This window comes from Catalinimonas alkaloidigena (assembly GCF_029504655.1).
Classification (GTDB): Bacteria; Bacteroidota; Bacteroidia; order Cytophagales; family Cyclobacteriaceae; genus Catalinimonas; species Catalinimonas alkaloidigena.
In genome coordinates, this window is the sequence record NZ_JAQFIL010000001.1 from 66,311 (window position 1) to 82,421 (window position 16,111).

The 16,111-nt window shown below is 42.3% G+C and carries 18 protein-coding genes; 6 read left to right on the top strand and 12 right to left on the bottom strand.

Features of this window, described 5'->3' with window-relative positions; genetic code table 11:
• Positions 1 to 25: 25 nt before the first annotated feature.
• On the top strand, positions 26 to 1,930 hold the full coding sequence (locus tag OKW21_RS00280; RefSeq protein ID WP_277476330.1) for an amidophosphoribosyltransferase: 1,905 nt from the start codon (positions 26 to 28) through the stop codon (positions 1,928 to 1,930).
• A gap of 142 nt (positions 1,931 to 2,072) precedes the next feature.
• Here OKW21_RS00280 and OKW21_RS00285 read toward each other — a convergent pair whose 3' ends face one another.
• From OKW21_RS00285 to OKW21_RS00295, 3 genes are all read right to left on the bottom strand, one after another.
• A complete protein-coding gene (locus OKW21_RS00285) occupies positions 2,073 to 2,459 on the bottom strand; it encodes a VOC family protein (protein WP_338130020.1) in 387 nt (128 codons plus the stop codon).
• A 32-nt stretch (positions 2,460 to 2,491) separates the two neighbouring features.
• Positions 2,492 to 3,034 (bottom strand): YfiT family bacillithiol transferase, encoded by a 543-nt coding sequence (locus tag OKW21_RS00290; RefSeq protein ID WP_277476331.1) that lies wholly within the window; start codon positions 3,032 to 3,034, stop codon positions 2,492 to 2,494.
• A gap of 436 nt (positions 3,035 to 3,470) precedes the next feature.
• Positions 3,471 to 4,364 (bottom strand): PAS domain-containing protein, encoded by an 894-nt coding sequence (locus OKW21_RS00295; protein ID WP_338130110.1) that lies wholly within the window; start codon positions 4,362 to 4,364, stop codon positions 3,471 to 3,473.
• A gap of 185 nt (positions 4,365 to 4,549) precedes the next feature.
• Here OKW21_RS00295 and OKW21_RS00300 point away from each other — a divergent pair, with 185 nt between their 5' ends.
• From OKW21_RS00300 to OKW21_RS00315, 4 genes are all read left to right on the top strand, one after another.
• A complete protein-coding gene (locus tag OKW21_RS00300; protein ID WP_277476332.1) occupies positions 4,550 to 4,807 on the top strand; it encodes a 5' nucleotidase, NT5C type in 258 nt (85 codons plus the stop codon).
• Positions 4,791 to 4,967, top strand: coding sequence for a 5' nucleotidase, NT5C type (locus OKW21_RS00305; protein ID WP_277476333.1), 177 nt, complete (start codon positions 4,791 to 4,793; stop codon positions 4,965 to 4,967). Before OKW21_RS00300 ends, OKW21_RS00305 begins: the two co-directional genes overlap by 17 nt.
• Positions 4,968 to 5,136: 169 nt before the next feature.
• Positions 5,137 to 5,640: a DUF4112 domain-containing protein gene (locus tag OKW21_RS00310; RefSeq protein WP_277476334.1), complete on the top strand. Its 504-nt coding sequence runs from the start codon at positions 5,137 to 5,139 to the stop codon at positions 5,638 to 5,640.
• A 68-nt stretch (positions 5,641 to 5,708) separates the two neighbouring features.
• Positions 5,709 to 6,236: a flavin reductase family protein gene (locus OKW21_RS00315; protein ID WP_277476335.1), complete on the top strand. Its 528-nt coding sequence runs from the start codon at positions 5,709 to 5,711 to the stop codon at positions 6,234 to 6,236.
• A gap of 82 nt (positions 6,237 to 6,318) precedes the next feature.
• On the opposite strand, the gene OKW21_RS00320 is transcribed toward OKW21_RS00315, so the two are convergent.
• The 9 genes from OKW21_RS00320 to OKW21_RS00360 form a co-directional block, all read right to left on the bottom strand.
• Positions 6,319 to 7,158 (bottom strand): zf-HC2 domain-containing protein, encoded by an 840-nt coding sequence (locus tag OKW21_RS00320; protein ID WP_277476336.1) that lies wholly within the window; start codon positions 7,156 to 7,158, stop codon positions 6,319 to 6,321.
• A 483-nt stretch (positions 7,159 to 7,641) separates the two neighbouring features.
• Positions 7,642 to 8,013 carry a hypothetical protein gene (locus OKW21_RS00325; RefSeq protein ID WP_277476337.1) on the bottom strand — a complete coding sequence of 124 codons (372 nt, stop codon included), beginning with the start codon at positions 8,011 to 8,013 and terminating at the stop codon, positions 7,642 to 7,644.
• Positions 8,014 to 8,082: 69 nt separating this feature from the next.
• Positions 8,083 to 8,853 (bottom strand): SDR family NAD(P)-dependent oxidoreductase, encoded by a 771-nt coding sequence (locus OKW21_RS00330; protein WP_277476338.1) that lies wholly within the window; start codon positions 8,851 to 8,853, stop codon positions 8,083 to 8,085.
• A 138-nt stretch (positions 8,854 to 8,991) separates the two neighbouring features.
• The gene (locus OKW21_RS00335) at positions 8,992 to 9,135 is read right to left on the bottom strand and encodes a hypothetical protein (protein ID WP_277476340.1); all 144 of its coding nucleotides are present in this window, start codon (positions 9,133 to 9,135) and stop codon (positions 8,992 to 8,994) included.
• Between the two features lie 28 nt (positions 9,136 to 9,163).
• Entirely contained in the window at positions 9,164 to 11,023 is a 1,860-nt protein-coding gene (locus tag OKW21_RS00340) for a DUF4974 domain-containing protein (protein ID WP_277476341.1), read from the bottom strand.
• Positions 11,024 to 11,047: 24 nt separating this feature from the next.
• Positions 11,048 to 12,079, bottom strand: a complete 1,032-nt coding sequence (locus tag OKW21_RS00345; protein ID WP_277476342.1) for a FecR family protein — start codon at positions 12,077 to 12,079, stop codon at positions 11,048 to 11,050.
• 64 nt (positions 12,080 to 12,143) lie between these two features.
• Positions 12,144 to 12,812, bottom strand: coding sequence for an RNA polymerase sigma factor (locus OKW21_RS00350; RefSeq protein ID WP_277476344.1), 669 nt, complete (start codon positions 12,810 to 12,812; stop codon positions 12,144 to 12,146).
• Between the two features lie 219 nt (positions 12,813 to 13,031).
• Entirely contained in the window at positions 13,032 to 13,826 is a 795-nt protein-coding gene (locus tag OKW21_RS00355; protein WP_277476345.1) for a zinc ribbon domain-containing protein, read from the bottom strand.
• A 1-nt stretch (position 13,827) separates the two neighbouring features.
• Positions 13,828 to 14,928 (bottom strand): Nif3-like dinuclear metal center hexameric protein, encoded by a 1,101-nt coding sequence (locus tag OKW21_RS00360; RefSeq protein WP_277476346.1) that lies wholly within the window; start codon positions 14,926 to 14,928, stop codon positions 13,828 to 13,830.
• Between the two features lie 97 nt (positions 14,929 to 15,025).
• Between OKW21_RS00360 and lpxK the strand changes: the two genes are divergently transcribed.
• A complete protein-coding gene (gene lpxK / locus OKW21_RS00365) occupies positions 15,026 to 16,105 on the top strand; it encodes a tetraacyldisaccharide 4'-kinase (protein ID WP_277476347.1) in 1,080 nt (359 codons plus the stop codon).
• The last annotated feature ends 6 nt before the right edge of the window (positions 16,106 to 16,111 follow it).

Sequence of the window (16,111 nt, forward strand, 5' to 3'; positions counted from 1 at the left end):
AATATAAAGCGCTAAAAAGTCTGTTATGACCGATATCATCAAACATGAATGTGGCATCGCAATGATCCGTCTGCGGAAGCCTCTGCAGTATTATATTGACAAATATGGTACTCCCCTCTACGGCGTCAACAAGCTTTATTTGTTGATGGAAAAGCAGCACAACCGGGGACAGGATGGTGTGGGAGTAGCCAATATAAAAATTGACGTGCCTCCCGGCTCCAGGTACATCAGTCGATATCGTTCCATAGCAGAACGGCCTATTTCGGAAGTTTTTAAGAAGATCAACAAAAAGTTCAGAAAAGCCAAGAAACAGTACGGAAGCGAAAAACTTAAAGATGCTGCCTGGCTACAAAAGAACGTCGCTTTTACCGGCGAGCTTTGGTTGGGCCATCTTCGCTACGGCACGCATGGCAAAAACTCCATAGAATACTGTCACCCCATGCTACGGCAAAACAACTGGCGTAGCCGTAACCTGGTAGTAGCCGGCAACTTTAACATGACTAATGTGGATGAGCTTTTCGATATCCTGGTGAAGCTAGGGCAGCATCCCAAAGAGAAAGCAGATACTGTTACAGTGATGGAGAAGATCGGTCACTTTCTGGATCAGGAAAACCAGGAGCTTTTTGATCAGTATAAATTCAGCCATACCAATCAGCAGGTTACTGAGATTATAGAAGATACATTGAATTTGCAAAGGGTACTACAACGTTCCTGCAAAGACTTTGACGGGGGCTACGCTATGGCTGGCCTCATTGGTAGCGGATCCTCTTTTGTAGCCCGTGACCCCGCAGGAATCCGTCCTGCTTACTACTATGCCGACGATGAAGTAGTGGTGGTTGCTTCCGAGAAACCTGCGATCAAAACAGCATTCAATGTACCTTATGATAGCATCAAAGAAATTGAGCCTGCACATGCACTGATCATTGATAAAAAAGGCAATTACAGCGAGCAGCAGTTTATTGAAAAGCTGGAAAAACGTTCATGCAGCTTTGAGCGTATTTACTTCTCCCGGGGTTCCGACCCTAATATTTATCATGAGCGCAAAAAACTGGGCCAGCTTCTGATTCCACAGATTCTGAAAGGTATTGATTATGACTTGCAGAACACAGTGTTTTCCTATATTCCTAACAGTGCTGAAACTTCATTCTTAGGGATTCTACAGGGCTTGGAAGATCATTTGAGCAATGAGCGCATTATGGCGATACAGGAAGCTCAGAAAAAAGGGGACAATATTGATGAGTCTTATATCACCCGTTTACTTTCTTTTCGCCCAAGAGTGGAAAAGCTGGTTGTAAAAGATGCCAAACTGCGCACTTTTATCACAGACGATGACCATCGTGATGAGTTGGTGGCACACGTTTATGATACTACTTATGAAGTAATCAAAAAAGGAGTAGACAATATTGTGGTAGTAGATGATTCTATTGTCCGCGGAACTACTCTGGAAAAAAGTATATTACGGATGCTGGACAGGCTGGAGCCTAAGAAAATCATCATCGCTTCTTCTGCTCCTCAGATTCGTTTCCCTGACTGTTATGGCATTGATATGTCTAAGATGAATGATTTTGTAGCTTTCAGAGCCGTACTTGCCTTACTTAAAGAAGCACACATGGAAAACCTGATTGACGATGTATATGAGCAGTGTGTGGCTGAAGGTACTAAACATGGAGCACCTAACTTTGTCAAAGAGCTTTATGTGCCATTCAGCTACGAACAGGTTTCGGAGATGATCGGCAAAATTGTACGTCCTGATGACCTCAAGGCTGAGTTGGAAATTGTGTATCAAACCGTAGAGAATCTACATAAGGCCTGTCCTGAACATAAAGGTGACTGGTATTTCACTGGTGATTATCCCACCCATGGCGGGAACAAAGTGGTGAATAAAGCTTTTGTCAACTTTATGGAAGGTAAAGCAGTGCGTGCCTATTAAAGTCAATACGTAAGTATAAATATTGTAAAGCCATCTTCCGGATAATAGAAGATGGTTTTTTTATATTTCAGCTCCAAAGGAAATCACTTTCGAGGAGCCTGTGGTTGTGGGAAGGAATTGTGATCAGTTCAACAGCAAATCCCTAAACTGTGAGCTCTATCGGATTGCCGTCCGGGTCCAGCATCTGGCTTTCGTAATACCCATCGCCGGTAGTACGTGGGCCATCCATTTTCTTGTATCCATCTTTTACCAGCCTTGCAGTAAGCTCGTCAACTTTTGCTTTACTCCCCAACGAAAACGCCAAGTGAGTAAAGCCAATAAGAAAAGTTTGATGTTCTGCCTCCTGCACTTCCGGCCTCTTCATAATTTCCAGTCTGGCTCCGGCATCAAACTCCAGGAAATAGGTCTCTAATCCTTTTTTAGGGTTAAAATATTTATCATTACTTTTTGCCCCAAAGTATTTGATATAAAAATCTCTGGAGCGCTCCAGGTCTTTTGTCCAGAGAGCAATGTGTTCAATCTTGATCATGGATGTTTTGTTGATTGTGAACTACTCACTAATTAAAATTCACCTTTATACTTTTTTGCTTGTCGTACGTGAGCGAGATGGTGATTGGAATGCCAGGCGTACATTCCCAGGGCTTCATTTAAAGTGAACACTTTGCCATGCTCTGGGTGTACAAATGGACGTTCAAAGTCTTCATCACTCATGCGCTCCAATAAAAACACCCACTTCTTGTGCAATCCATCAAGTAACTGGAGAGACCATGCGATAGGGCTCTCGGTGGTGTCTGTGAGTTTGGCCCATAGCGCTTCTTCATAGGGACGAATGCTAGGCTGATCTTCTGTCAAAGCCAGTTTGAAGCGCATGAGGCAGTTCATATGGCTATCGGCACAGTGATGTACGACTTGCTGGATAGTCCAGCCCTCGGGCCGGTAAGGCCAGGAGAGTTCATTATCAGTAAGTGCAGAAGTTTCAAAGGCAAGTTTATCAGGAAATTGAGCGATTGCTTTTATCCACTCTTCTCTATGCGAAGAGGAAATACTACTGGGTTTCACGAATGATCCTATAGGGTAACGAAGGGTATTGAGGTCAATGCTCATAATATTTCAAATGTGGGTTGACATCGCTAAAATAATATATGTAATGGGTTTTATGATTCTTTGTCATGTGTAAACAGTAGAATTTATTTATGCCAGGCTGTATCTGATAATTCAAAACGACTCTGGTCATTATTAGTTAATATAGCACTAGACGGTATGAATTGGAAGTCCATTGATGGGAAATGAGGCCAGACTTGTTTTCGAGGAATGAAGGTGAGCGAGCAGCGGCATGGAAGGCTCATCATATGATGCTGAATGGTATGTTCTGGATATTTTGTGGTGGCCGCTTATACATCATTTGACCATTGCTGATCAATGGCTTCTATGATACTTTGGTTCCTCTTTAAATGAAAATAAAGTTTTCTGCTTCAGCCTCGATGCCAAGACTTTTCAAGTGATGTAAAAGCCTAAAGTGATAATTGTACATACCTTTAGCTTAAACATCTGCGGCTGATTCAATTCCAAAAGTTTTGAGTTGATTAGCATAAAGATGCTCTGCCATTAAATCATCGGTGATATGATAACGGGCACCCATGTAATTACAGACCTCTCCCTTTTCGTTTTTAATGGGCACATTAGTAGCATCTACCCAGTTGTGGGTTCCATCTTTTGTCCTGTTTTTAATGACTCCTTTAAATACTTTGCCCTGTTTAATAGTCTGCCAGAATATTTTAAATAAGGCTTTGGGCATCTCAGGATGGCGAAAAATATTGTGGCTTTGTCCGATCAATTCCTCACGGGAATATTTAGAGACTTCACATAGCTTCTCATTGGCAAAAGTAATGGTGCCGTAAAGATCAGCCTCTGATAAAATTGTGGTTAAGCCAAAGACACGCTCTCTGACATGCAGTTTTTCATACAGTTTCTTATTCTCTTCCACCTGCCGTTGTGAATGCTCCTGCGTAGCAGCAAGTTCTTCCATATTTTGCCGCATTTCTTCTGAATGTTCCTGCGTCTGCTGGAGTAATTGCTGGGTTTGCTCTACCACCCTTTGGCTGTTGATATGTGCCGCGATGATTTCACCCAGTTTTTCCAGAAAGTCAATTTCAAAAGCAGCTATTTTTTGGAAGGAAGCCAATTCGAGTATACCCTGAACGGTATCATTTACCATTAAAGGAATCACGAGAAGCGCCGTGGGAGTTGCTTCCCCTAGACCAGAAGTAATATTGACATAGTTTTGAGGGATATCGGTAAGATACACATGCTGCCTTTCCAGAAAAGCCTGACCTATAATGCCCTGACCGGGAAGGATTGTTTTTTCGGCATGTTTTTTCTTGCCATAGGTATAACATGCCTTCAGTATCCTAAGGTTGATTATAAAGGAAATAATTGAACATAGAGGCTCCTGCTCCTACCGGGGTATACAGAAAATGCGCTGCTTCACCTCCTGCCGTGCAGGCTTTTTATGAAGCAGCCAACCTTCTGCCAGTACCTCAATATCTCCTTCGTTGCTGATGCCCTGGGCAAACTTGTACGGCTTTACGAAGAAGAGTACGAAAAGTAAAGCCTGATCAATTGCACGGGAAATTTTTAGAGCAGGCCATCAAAGCAGAGCATTCGCAGGTAGTACGAGAATATTTATTTGAGGCAGATTTTTTTAAAGATTTGGAAGTAATGCCCGAAAGTGAGGAAGTGATCAGGGCGATGCATAAGCGCTATGAGATCTTTATTGTCTCTGCCGCTATGGAATTTCCGGATTCATTATGGCATAAATACAACTGGTTGCAGGAGTACCCCTTCTTACGCTGGAAAAACTTTGCTGTTTTGTGGTGATAAAAGCATCATTCAGGCCGATTACCTGATTGATGACCATCCTAAAAATCTGCTTACATTTTCTAGTGAGCCTATTATTTTTACTTCACCTCATAATGTAGATGAAACCCGTTTTCTCAGGGCTAATAACTGGAAAGAAGTAGGAGATATATTTCTCTGAGAAAGTACTTATAGCTGAAAAATGATGGTACTTACAACTTCTTTGTATTTTAATGGTTAACCATAGAATACTTACTGATTTTGAAGGTGTTTGAGATATACCGTCAATTAAGTAAGAGAAATACATTATTTTCATATCGCTATTAACCAAAACCTATATTTTTTCAGCTATGCGACAAACAAGAGGCAGTTATACAGGCACCCATACGCGTGAAGCACCAGATTTGAGCTGGGTGGATAGCCTTACTAATCTGATGGATAGCCGTTTCAAGTTGCCAGGAACTAATTTTCGTTTCGGCTTAGACCCTATTTTAGGACTGATCCCCGGAATAGGAGACGCTACCAGCTTACTGATTTCCGGAAGTTTAATCTTTTACATGTACCGGCATGGGGCCAGCCGCAAAGCAATGATCCTGATGGTTGGCAATGTATTGTTAGACGCAATCATAGGGAGTATTCCTATCCTGGGAAATATCTTTGACTTTGCTTATAAAGCTAATGAACGCAACATACGCATCATGAAGCGGCACTATCAGGAGGGGAAGTATCAGGGAAAAGGAACAGGAGTGTTGATTATGATAGGCCTGGTCCTTCTGGGCATTATCGGGTTGATTCTCTGGGGGACCTGGGAGCTGGTTTCATGGTTATTCGCGGGACTTCAGACAGGCTTCTAAAAACAAGTCTATCTTCTCACAGTTATCTCAGTAGTAATCAATTTTTTGAACTATAAATAACAGAAGATATGAGTAGAGTTGAAGAAGTGAGCAAGCATAACGAAGTTTCTCAGGCCCTGAAGAAAATCACCTACGGGTTTTATATCGTCACTTCCAGGAAAAATAGTGATGAGATGAGTACACGTGAAAAAGACTATATCGCTGCTGCTACAGTAAGCTGGGTTAGCCAGGGGTCATTTGATCCGCCATTGGTTACCTTAGCGGTTAAAAAACAGTCTGACTTACACGAAACGATAGAGAAGAGCCGAGTTTTTGCAGTAAACATTATAGGAAAGGATCATAAAGATATGCTATCATCTTTTGCAAAAGATAGCTCAGTAGAAGGAAATAAAATTAATGGGTTCTCTTTCTCTTCAGGCAAGACAGGTGCTCCCATACTTGATGAAGTCCCCGCTTATTTTGAGTGTGAGCTGCGCGAAGATGTAACTATCGGTGATCATAGTATTTTTGTAGGAGAGGTAGTAGCAGGTGATACCCGTGATGCTGAATCTGTCCCTTTGGTAGAGTGGGACACAAATATGCACTATGGAGGTTAAAGCATAGTGACAATATAATAAAAAAACAAGAAAGGGGGCCACGCCCCCTTTTTCGTATCTTAAGTTTAGTAAAAATTATTGTTTATTGTTGCCTTAGCTGTCCTACACTATTGTTGGGTATGTTCTGGATATTTTGAGCTTCAGGAGTCACACTGTTATCAGTAGCGGCGTCAATCTTTTCAATTTTTTGCAAAGGCTGAACACTTTTAACTGCCTCTGTCTGTCCTTTCGCATCATCTTCAGCCTCTGAAGATTTTTCGGCTGCCTTCTCTTCTTTCTGAGCGCTTTCCCCCTTGCTAATCTCTGAAGCCTCAGCAAGTGTGTTTTCTGGAACAGGTGTTTTTTCTACTTTCTCAGCAGCTTTTGCTGGCTTTTTTTCTTTTTCTACTTTGGTCTTTACTGAGGCAGGTTTAGGCTGAGAAGAAGTAGCTGATTTGCTTTGGCTCTTTTTCACCGCAACTTTTGGTGCTTCTTTTTCCTCTGGCTTTTCTTCACTTTTTACCTCATCGGTCTTTTTCTTTATGGTGGTAGAAGTATTTGCTTTTGGTTTTGGTTTTTGAGTTTTCTTTGCGCTTGCGCCTAGTTTTGGGAGTTCATTGCCTGTTTTATCAGCTTTTGAAATCAGGTTAAAGTCATTTTCAACCATGGTATTTACAGCAAAAAAAGAAAAAATAAATAACGCACCTACCGCGGCAGCGGCTCTGATCAGCTTGATACGACCTTGGGTAAATCCACGTTTGCGCGGTTTTACATCACTGGTGAGCTTACCTTTCAGCTTACTCATATAAGCTTTGTAATGTTCCTGCTCCTCATTTTCAACATATTCTACGATAATACCAGAGCAGTGTGAGCAGTGCTTAAGGTGTAATTCTACTTCCTCTTGCTCACTTGCTGAAAGCGCATTCATTAAGTATTTGCGCATCTTGGATCTGGATAGATGTAAACTAAACTCTGTGGTTTTGTATTCCTTGCTCATTGTATATCTATTTTTCTGTAAGATTTTTTTCCATTGACACCTTGCCATGATTTCATGGCATGAGATTCAATTTTTGTACCTCCCCAAGAAAAAGTAATGCGTAGGAGGCATTTTCTAAGCAACGCTATTGTAATAAAAGAGGATAATAGATGAAAAAACCTATAATAAATTAAAGAAAAATAGGGTAAAGTTAAATTATTTGTATTTGTCTGAGGCAATGAAGTACGGGTATAGCACTATTTTAATGTCCGGAAATCGTGTCTATGGTTAAGATAGATGAATATCAAGGTCTCCAGAAAGATAATAAGAGCAATTGATGGTAAATTTTTACTAATCTATGGTACTGCTGTAAGGTAAGCTGATAATAATATATAAAAAAGCCCACCCATAGGGTGAGCCTCATTGTGTAATTATTCCACAGGAGATGATTTAACTTTTGTCAAAAAACTCATGGTTCAACAAACGGCTGAGCGTATCTACATGATCTTCAGGTTTAACCTGCTGAATATCATTTTCAATAAGATGATCATGCCCCAGTATCATGGATCGTTGAATTTCATCGGGATTTTCAGGGCGACTATAGTATAAGGCTACGTATTCATCATCGCTTATGCCATACTCATTAAGTATTTCTTTTATTTTATCCTCAACGCCAGCCTGATTACGGGATGATAACGCCAGGTACCTGATTTCCTCAGTATTTTCTTCGTGATAACGAGGAAAGCTTTCTTTTATCTTTTTCTCAAAAGACGCCTGATCCTGCTCTTCATTGAAATGAGATATAATTATATAGTTAGTCATAAAAATTAAAGTTTAAAAAAAATAATCTTACAAAAAATGAACAGGCAAATGGCGTAAAAGTTATAAAATTTACGTCTCGTAGATCATCTTTACTGTCATGCCTCCATCAATAATCATATTTTGCCCGGTCATAAAGGTAGATTCGCCGGAACATAAAAAAACTGCGGCTCTGCCAATATCTTCGGGAGTTCCTACCCTGCCGACCAGATGCTGTGTTTTGTCAATTTCACGATGTATGACTTCTTCTCTTTCTGAAGCTTTCTTCCAGTCTCTTACTTCAATCCAGCCGGGGCTGATCGCATTGACTCTTACCTGAGGAGAGAGACTGTTGGCAAGGGCATGGGTGAGTGCTAAAATTCCACCTTTGCTGGCAGCATAAGCTTCGGAGTCAGGCTCAGACATCAGCGCACGGGTAGAAGCAATGTTGACAATCGCGCTTTTGCCTGTTTTTTTGAGATAGGGAGCCGCATACTTGCTAAAAATAAAGGCACTTCTAAGGTTGATGGAGAGCACTTCGTCAAACTCCTCAACACTAAGCTCACTTATGGGCTTAAAGCGTGAAACACCTGCATTATTGACCAGAAAATCTATCCTGCCTTCCTGTTCAGCTACTTTTTGGATAAGTGATTTGATAGCATCTTCCCGGGAAACGTCACAGGGAATAAAGGTAGCTTTGCTTCCTTTGTCATTTAGCCATTGTTGTGTTTCAAGCCCGGCTTCTTCGTCTTTTTCAGCTATGATGGCATGCGCCTCGTGATGTGAGAATGCCTGGACAATGGCTTTTCCTATACCTTGTCCGGCGCCGGTGACGATGACAACTTTGTTTGCAAATGAATCCATGCTAAGCTAACTGTACAAGCCTGCTGCTGGTTTGGAAAAATCACCCGAGGAATAAAAAAAGTCAGAAGCTTAAATCCGAATCATATCTGACAGGATTGATGCTTCTGACTAGCCAATAATAAAGGTGTGCAAAGAGATCTAATGTATTTGCATTGATGACTTTTTCTTTTTCCGAAACTCTCTTTCTACTTCATCAAACAGGCGAATGGATTCCTCCCAGCCCCGAGCATAACTCATATTGACCATAAGTAGGTAATTACGTACTGTTGTGAATCTCTTCATAACAAAAAGGTTAAGTTGGGTTAATGATCTAAAATCTTAGTCCTAGGTGAAAGCCAGGCCACATCTGTAGGTTAGTACCACTATAAGTTCTGTCAAAAACAGTCCACGGAGCCAGGTCTGTACCTATGCTTCCGTCAATGTCATTCCTTCTTTGCGATACCATTACGTTGAAAGTGGGTGCCACAAAAATCCCAAAATGTTCAGAGAACTGATGGTTATAAGCAATTCTCAGTGTGTTGAGCAGATTCAGTTCTGTATTTTCAAAGACACGGTCTCCATCTTCCTCCACCTGAAAGCTCATCAGATCTATATTGAGATGATCACGTGAAGACAGGTTGAGCTGAGTGCCTACACCGTAACCAAAGCCCCATCTGAGGCTTTCAGCAGCAAACTGTGAGCCGAAAGCGAAGATGTTATAAAATTTTTCTACGCCTATTTTGAAGCCAACATTAGCATGCAATGTTTCACTTCCCCATACTTCCAGGCGGCGATATCCATTCTTTCTGACTATGCTTAAAAAGCCGATAGGGATACCATCCACACTATCAGCCACATTAAAAACACCTAACTGAGCTCCTTTTACATTTCGGGCCAAATTAATAAAGCCCGAACCTTGAAACCCTTCTACATCTCCCGAAGCGACATTCATAAAGCCCGCCAACTGAACATTGGCGTCATGGCTGTAATTGATAAAGCCACTAAGCTGCCCGCCGCTCATATCACCCGAAGTAAAGTTACCAAAACCGGCAGCCTGTAATGCCTGTGCATTATCGGTCACAACGTTCATAAACCCGGACAGTTGAGCGCCCTTGGTGTAGCCGGTACTCATATTCATAAAGCCGGAAGCCTGTATACCTTCCACCTCTCCTGCTGCCGTATTGATGAAACCTGCAAACTGCCCGCCTTTCATATTTCCTCCATTTACGTTGGCAAAACCTGCAAACTGCGCACCATCCACATCATTTTTCACCACATTGAAAAAGCCGGCAAACTGTGCCCCTCTTACAAAGTCATTTTCAATATTGCCAAAGCCGGAAAACTCAACTCCATCCAGCCCGGCAGCATAACCTACCAGCAAGTTGAGAGAAAATTCATTTACGTACTTCCCTGCCTGTGTTCCGTTGGTACTTAGTGGGTAGATCAGGCCGAACTGAAAGCTCTTTCTTTCATAATCGTTTTCATCTTCGCCGGGCATTTTCTGGAAAAGCTTTCTGAGCCCTATGCCTACTCTTTCAAATCTCCTGCCCAGATTTGTTTTCTCTCTTTTCTTATTAGTCGGAATATCAGGCCTATTATTTTGTGTGTTTGCAGAATTTTCTAATGATTTTTCAGGAATTTCATGCGCTTCTTTCTGATTTGGCTTAACCTTTTCAGTAGGAATAGTGCTTATTACCTGCGGTTGTTTGCTGATAGACACAGAAGCGGTGTTGTCATTTGCTTCTGCTAAACTGTCGGCTTCTTCGTTTTCAGCAGTATAGCCGGGCGCAGGAGGAGTAGCCCTGTTATGTACACTTCCCTGAGAGCTTACTTTAGTCTCCTGTTTTTCCTCCTCAGGCGTACTCTCTTTCTTGACCTTCTGCAGGTTTTTCTTCAGAATCACCTGTCCACTGACTACCTGATAAGAGATCATGGTCTCTTCAAAAATTTTGTCCAGAGCCAGGTAAAGAGGTTGATTTTCCAAGTTGATCGTGACCTTTATATCTTCCGGTATTTCATTATTCAAGTAAGAGAAGCGAACCTCATATTCCCGCTGTATATTTTGTATTATTTCTGTAATGGGAGCATCCCGATAGCTGAGGCTAACCTTTTGGTTAAGGATAGAGTCCTGATGCAGAGGGTAAATGGCCAGGCAAAGCCAGGCCATATGAATAATCGTAGCCAGTTTCATGTCTTCGTAAGTTAAAAGTTTCACTTATTGGCAACCCTGGCCGGAGATCATGTATGTTGAGCCTTGTCGCTCAAATGACAAGTTTCCGGTGACAGACAGCACGTGCAGTACATCTTGCAGCTGCTCTCCTTCAAAAGTTGCCGTATATCGGCAGTTGGCCAGATCGGGATTATTCAATTGTATATCTGTATGGTACACATCTTCCAGTACATCAATTACCTCCTGAAGGCTGGTATTCTGAAACTGTATATGCTGATTTTGCCATGCTCTGAAGTTCGGGTTTTCTATAGGCTCTTTCTTTTCAATAGCCTTCTTTTCACTACCCAGCGTAGCTTCATAGCCCGGTTCAAGGAATACCGCATTGTCATCATCAGCAGGCGAGAAAGCTACCTTTCCGCTCACCACCTGTACCTTTACTGGTGTGTCAGGATAAGCCCTGAGGTTAAAAGAAGTACCGATCACTTCAGTTTTGGCGCCTTCACTGAAGATGGTAAACCTTCTCCCTTCTGCTTCTTTGATTTCAAAGAATGCTTCGCCGCTCAAATGAACTAAGCGATGCTCAACATTAAACTCTTCAGCGTACTGTAGCTGACTGTTTTCGTTAAGCCATACCTGGCTGCTATCCGGGAGCAGGAGTGTGGTCCGTTCATTTTCACCGGTACTTAGCGTAAGCATTTCGGGAGTACCTGTGCTGTACCACCACCAGGTTCCGGCAGACAAGAGCAGAACGACAGAAGCAGCAATAGCTGCAATACGCTGATAACCCCAGTGGACTACTTTGGCTAAAGGTTTATTTTCTGCATGCTCTTTCTGGTAATACTCTTGCTCACTTTCTGCCCGGAACTTAAACCGCTGCCAGCCTTTGTCTACCTCCGGATGATAGTCGTCAGCAGGGCGAGGTGTTTGTTCCCACATGTGTAGCACCTGGTCAAAAGTAGTCTGATTCTCAGCTTTGCTCTCTTTCCAGGATTGAAGCTTTTGTTTTTCCTTTTCAGAAAGTTCGTCGCTGAGATATTTTCCAATAAGTGACCAGATATCTTCTTGAGCTTGTCCCATAAATCTATCCAACTATCATTAATACAGGTGAGCTTACATTTACCCTACCCCGGTTTGAAAAAAATTATGTAGAATGATTAATAAAGTTTTGTAAATGCATTCGCATCATCTTAAGCGCTTTGCCCATATGTTTTTCTACTGCCTTGACCGATATGCTTAGCTGATCCGCAATTTCGGCATAGCTCATTTCCTCGTAACGACTCAAGGCAAACACAGTGCGGCACCTGGGAGGTAATGCTTGTACTGCATGGTCTATGTGCAGGCTTACTTCCTGATAGCGGAGCTCATCTTCAGTATTGTTGTTACTGTAGCGTAGGTTGTTAACGTCACTTTCACCCATGCTGGTATTTCTGCGATTTTTCTCCAGATAGTTCAGTGCGGTATTGACAGAGGAACGGAAAAGGTAAGATTTGACAGACTGACTTAAATCCAACTGATCTTTTCTGCGCCATACTTTCATAAACACATCCTGCACAATATCTTCTGTCGCCTCGGTATCGTGGGTGATGTTATAGACCGTTTTGCAGAGGGGGGCATAAAAGCTACGGAAAATATGCTCCATGAACTTCTCTTCATCTTCTTCTTTGAGCCGGATCAGAAAAGTATTATCCTGCCTGTCCTGAGAAGTGTAGTATGGATTAGGTTTAAATTTACTGTAGGAAGCTGTATATGCGCCTAATCGGCGGTAAAGGGATAAAAGCCCTAAAGCAATGGTTGGCTGATGGATTAACATGGGTATGGCCAGTAGAGTATTGGTAGATCAAGTTAGCATGTATATGAGCTCCATACCAATATATATGCCACCCCGATAAAGAGGCATGCAGGTAAGAAAATAAGGCTTCAGGCAAGTGATATTGTTCAAAAGCGAGCAAATATGTTCATTAACGGACAAAAAAAGGGTTGCAACCTATTGCTGCAACCCTATAATAAAGTTTGGAAATTTTATGAAGGCTTATTTTTTTCTGCCTCTTCTTCCTTTAGGCTCTTCTTCTTCCTCTACTTCCTCAACATCAGCAAGGATACGGCCAGAGTATTCGTCAAAGATGATACGTCTTTTTTCTTTAATTTCTACCAAACGTTGAGGAGGGATAATAATGTTACAACCTTCTGCGGCTCCTCTTTTTACTTTCACCACAGCCAGGCCATTGGAGAGACTATTTCTTAGCTTTTCGTAATAATGATAAAGCTTTTCGTCAATATTAAGAATTTCGTTCACAACTGACTCTCTCTCTTTGGCAAGCTTATCCTCATCTTCCTGGCTTTCGGCGATGATCTTTTCCAGTTCCTGACGTTTGGTTTCAAGGTCTTTGGTACGATGATCAATCAACTCCTTAGTAGTATTGATCTCTTCTTTCTTAGCCTCAATTTTGGCGTAGCCTTCTTTGATGCGTTTTTCAGAAATCTGGATTTCCAGGTTTTGAAGCTCTATTTCTTTAGTGATGGCGTCGTACTCACGGTTATTACGGACGTTCATCTGCTGCTCTTCATATTTTCTGATGAGCTCTTCCGCTTTTTTGATAGCAGCCCGGTTAGACTCTATCTCCTGCTCCATATTCTCTACATCATTCTCAAACTTGTCAAGGCGTGTCTGATAACCGGCAAGCTCATCTTCCAGATCACTGACCTCTTCTGGCAAGGCACCACGGATCTTCTTGATATCGTCCAGTTCCAGGTCTATGTTTTGTAATTTAAGAAGGATGTCTAGCTTGTCTGCTACCGTCTTGGGTTGCGCTGTTGAACTTTCCATATTACTTGTAGTAAAATATTGGGTTTGTATTGGTCTTGGCCAAATGAACTGCGAAATTAACAAATTTCCGCGACAATAATTCCATTATCAGCTCTTTTGTGTAAACTTCGCTTTCATAATGGCCAATATCGGCAATCATGAGGTGATCTTCGGCATCAAAAAACTCATGATATTTAAAATCAGCGGTCACAAAAGCATCCGCTTGCATGTGGATAGCCTGGGGAAGCAGAAAACTACCCGCACCACCACATACCGCTACCCGCTCAATTTTACGGGCGGGCGCCTGCGTATACCGGATACACTGAAGCCGCATACTTTGTTTTAGGTGATCTAAATAATCCTCTGCTGGCATGGCTTCGGGCAACTTACCTATCATCCCTGAGCCCACCTCCTGGTTTTCGTTTTCCAGCGCATGCAGATAGTAGGCTACTTCTTCATAAGGATGCGCCCGGCGCATGGCAGAAAGCACCTGGCTAGTCAGTGGTGCAGGAAATATTACCTCTATACGTTGTTCTTTTACCTTTTCCAGCTTTCCCCGCTCTCCAATAGCAGGGTTTGCCTGCTCATTAGGTTGAAAAGTACCGGTGCCCTCCACCTGAAAGCTACAATTGGTATAGTTCCCAATATGCCCGGCTCCTGCTTCACTTAAAGCATTCAGCAGGCTTTCGCTGTCTTCTGTAGGCACAAATACAGTAAGCTTATTCAGTAATTGTTTTTTAGGCAGCAGGGTCTGAGTTTGTTGCAGTCCAATTTTCTCACATATTTTTTTATTCACACCCTGACTCACATTATCCAGATTGGTATGGATAGCATAAATCGCAATATCATTTTTGATGGCTTTGATCACAGTCCGCTCTACATAATTGCGTCCGGTAAGACTCTTAAGGCCTCTAAATACGATGGGGTGGTGTGCTATGATCAGGTTGCAGCCTTTATCTATGGCTTCATCTACAATAGCTTCGGTAGCATCCAGGCTGATCATGACTCCCTCTATTGTATCGTTTCTGTTGCCTGTAATCAATCCGGCATTATCATAACTTTCCTGATACGCCCGCGGTGCTATGCTTTCCAGGTGGGCGATTACTTCTTTAATCTTGCTCATAGCTTCGTAAGTGTTTGATAGGAAATAGGTTTTACGTTATTTCGCAATAATTTTTGCAAAAGATATATAGAATTTGTCGCAAAGAAACAACAGCGGTTTGAGCTCCTTGTTACGTCCCCTTCGCTGGGTACTGTCCCCTTTAGCAGGAATTTACTGGGGAATAACCGCTTTACGTAATCACCTGTTCAACATTGGCTATACGCCTTCACTGAGCTTTGAACCGCTGATCATCAGCGTGGGCAATCTGAGTGTAGGTGGCACCGGCAAGTCGCCCATGATTGAATATCTGGTAAGGATGTTGAGCAAAGAATATGATTTAGCCATACTGAGCAGGGGATACCGTCGTAAGACTAGTGGAGTACGTTTGGCTGGAGAAAATGATACTGCTGAAACCCTGGGAGATGAACCTTTTCAGTTTTATCGCAAATTCGCCGGGACAAGCAAGTCAGGTAGAAAAGTGGTGGTAGCAGTAGGTGAAGAGCGGGCGCTGGCGATCCCTGAGATTCTGCATCACCATCCGGAGGTAAAGCTCATACTATTGGACGATGCTTTTCAGCACCGCAAGGTGAAAGCGGATGTGCAGATATTGTTGACTACCTATCAGCGTCCATTTTATCAGGATCGTATATTACCTTTGGGCCTGCTGAGAGAGAGCAGAAAAGGGGCGCGGCGGGCAGATATCGTGGTAGTCACTAAATGTCCGGAAAATATAGGAGAAGAAGAGCGGCAAAAGATGACAAAGAGGGTACACGCTTATGCGGCTAAAGATGTGCTGGTTTTGTTTTCAACCATCAGCTATCAGGAGCCGAAAACAGTATTTAAAACAGAAGAAAAATTGGAGGAGCCTTTGCTGTTATTCTCAGGTATTGCCAATGCTGACCTTTTTGCTCACTATGCCCGACAACAATTTAATGTATGTGAAGATATAAGATGGGGAGATCATCACCGTTATAGTGAGTCGGATGTACAAAAAGTACAGCGCATAATGAAAACAAGTGGTGCGAAGTCTGCGCTTACCACTGAAAAGGACATGGTAAAATTATTGGAACCTGTACAAAGCCAGCTATGGGAAGCTATCCCGCTTTATTACCTGCCAATACAACTTTCATTTTTAGAGAGTGAAAGCAATTTTCAGCAATATATCAGCCATAAATTACGATCAGTAGAAAAAGAATAACCATAC

Excerpts from the sequence above, each read along its gene's own strand:
- OKW21_RS00335 (WP_277476340.1), bottom strand. The coding sequence starts at position 9,135 with ATGAAGAGATTCACAACAGTACGTAATTACCTACTTATGGTCAATATG.
- OKW21_RS00350 (WP_277476344.1), bottom strand. The coding sequence starts at position 12,812 with ATGTTAATCCATCAGCCAACCATTGCTTTAGGGCTTTTATCCCTTTAC.
- OKW21_RS00290 (WP_277476331.1), bottom strand. The coding sequence starts at position 3,034 with ATGAGCATTGACCTCAATACCCTTCGTTACCCTATAGGATCATTCGTG.
- OKW21_RS00345 (WP_277476342.1), bottom strand. The coding sequence starts at position 12,079 with ATGGGACAAGCTCAAGAAGATATCTGGTCACTTATTGGAAAATATCTC.
- OKW21_RS00325 (WP_277476337.1), bottom strand. The coding sequence starts at position 8,013 with ATGACTAACTATATAATTATATCTCATTTCAATGAAGAGCAGGATCAG.
- OKW21_RS00330 (WP_277476338.1), bottom strand. The coding sequence starts at position 8,853 with ATGGATTCATTTGCAAACAAAGTTGTCATCGTCACCGGCGCCGGACAA.
- OKW21_RS00320 (WP_277476336.1), bottom strand. The coding sequence starts at position 7,158 with ATGCGCAAATACTTAATGAATGCGCTTTCAGCAAGTGAGCAAGAGGAA.
- OKW21_RS00310 (WP_277476334.1), top strand. The coding sequence starts at position 5,137 with ATGCGACAAACAAGAGGCAGTTATACAGGCACCCATACGCGTGAAGCA.
- OKW21_RS00360 (WP_277476346.1), bottom strand. The coding sequence starts at position 14,928 with ATGAGCAAGATTAAAGAAGTAATCGCCCACCTGGAAAGCATAGCACCG.
- OKW21_RS00355 (WP_277476345.1), bottom strand. The coding sequence starts at position 13,826 with ATGGAAAGTTCAACAGCGCAACCCAAGACGGTAGCAGACAAGCTAGAC.
- OKW21_RS00285 (WP_338130020.1), bottom strand. The coding sequence starts at position 2,459 with ATGATCAAGATTGAACACATTGCTCTCTGGACAAAAGACCTGGAGCGC.
- OKW21_RS00280 (WP_277476330.1), top strand. The coding sequence starts at position 26 with ATGACCGATATCATCAAACATGAATGTGGCATCGCAATGATCCGTCTG.
- OKW21_RS00340 (WP_277476341.1), bottom strand. The coding sequence starts at position 11,023 with ATGAAACTGGCTACGATTATTCATATGGCCTGGCTTTGCCTGGCCATT.
- OKW21_RS00315 (WP_277476335.1), top strand. The coding sequence starts at position 5,709 with ATGAGTAGAGTTGAAGAAGTGAGCAAGCATAACGAAGTTTCTCAGGCC.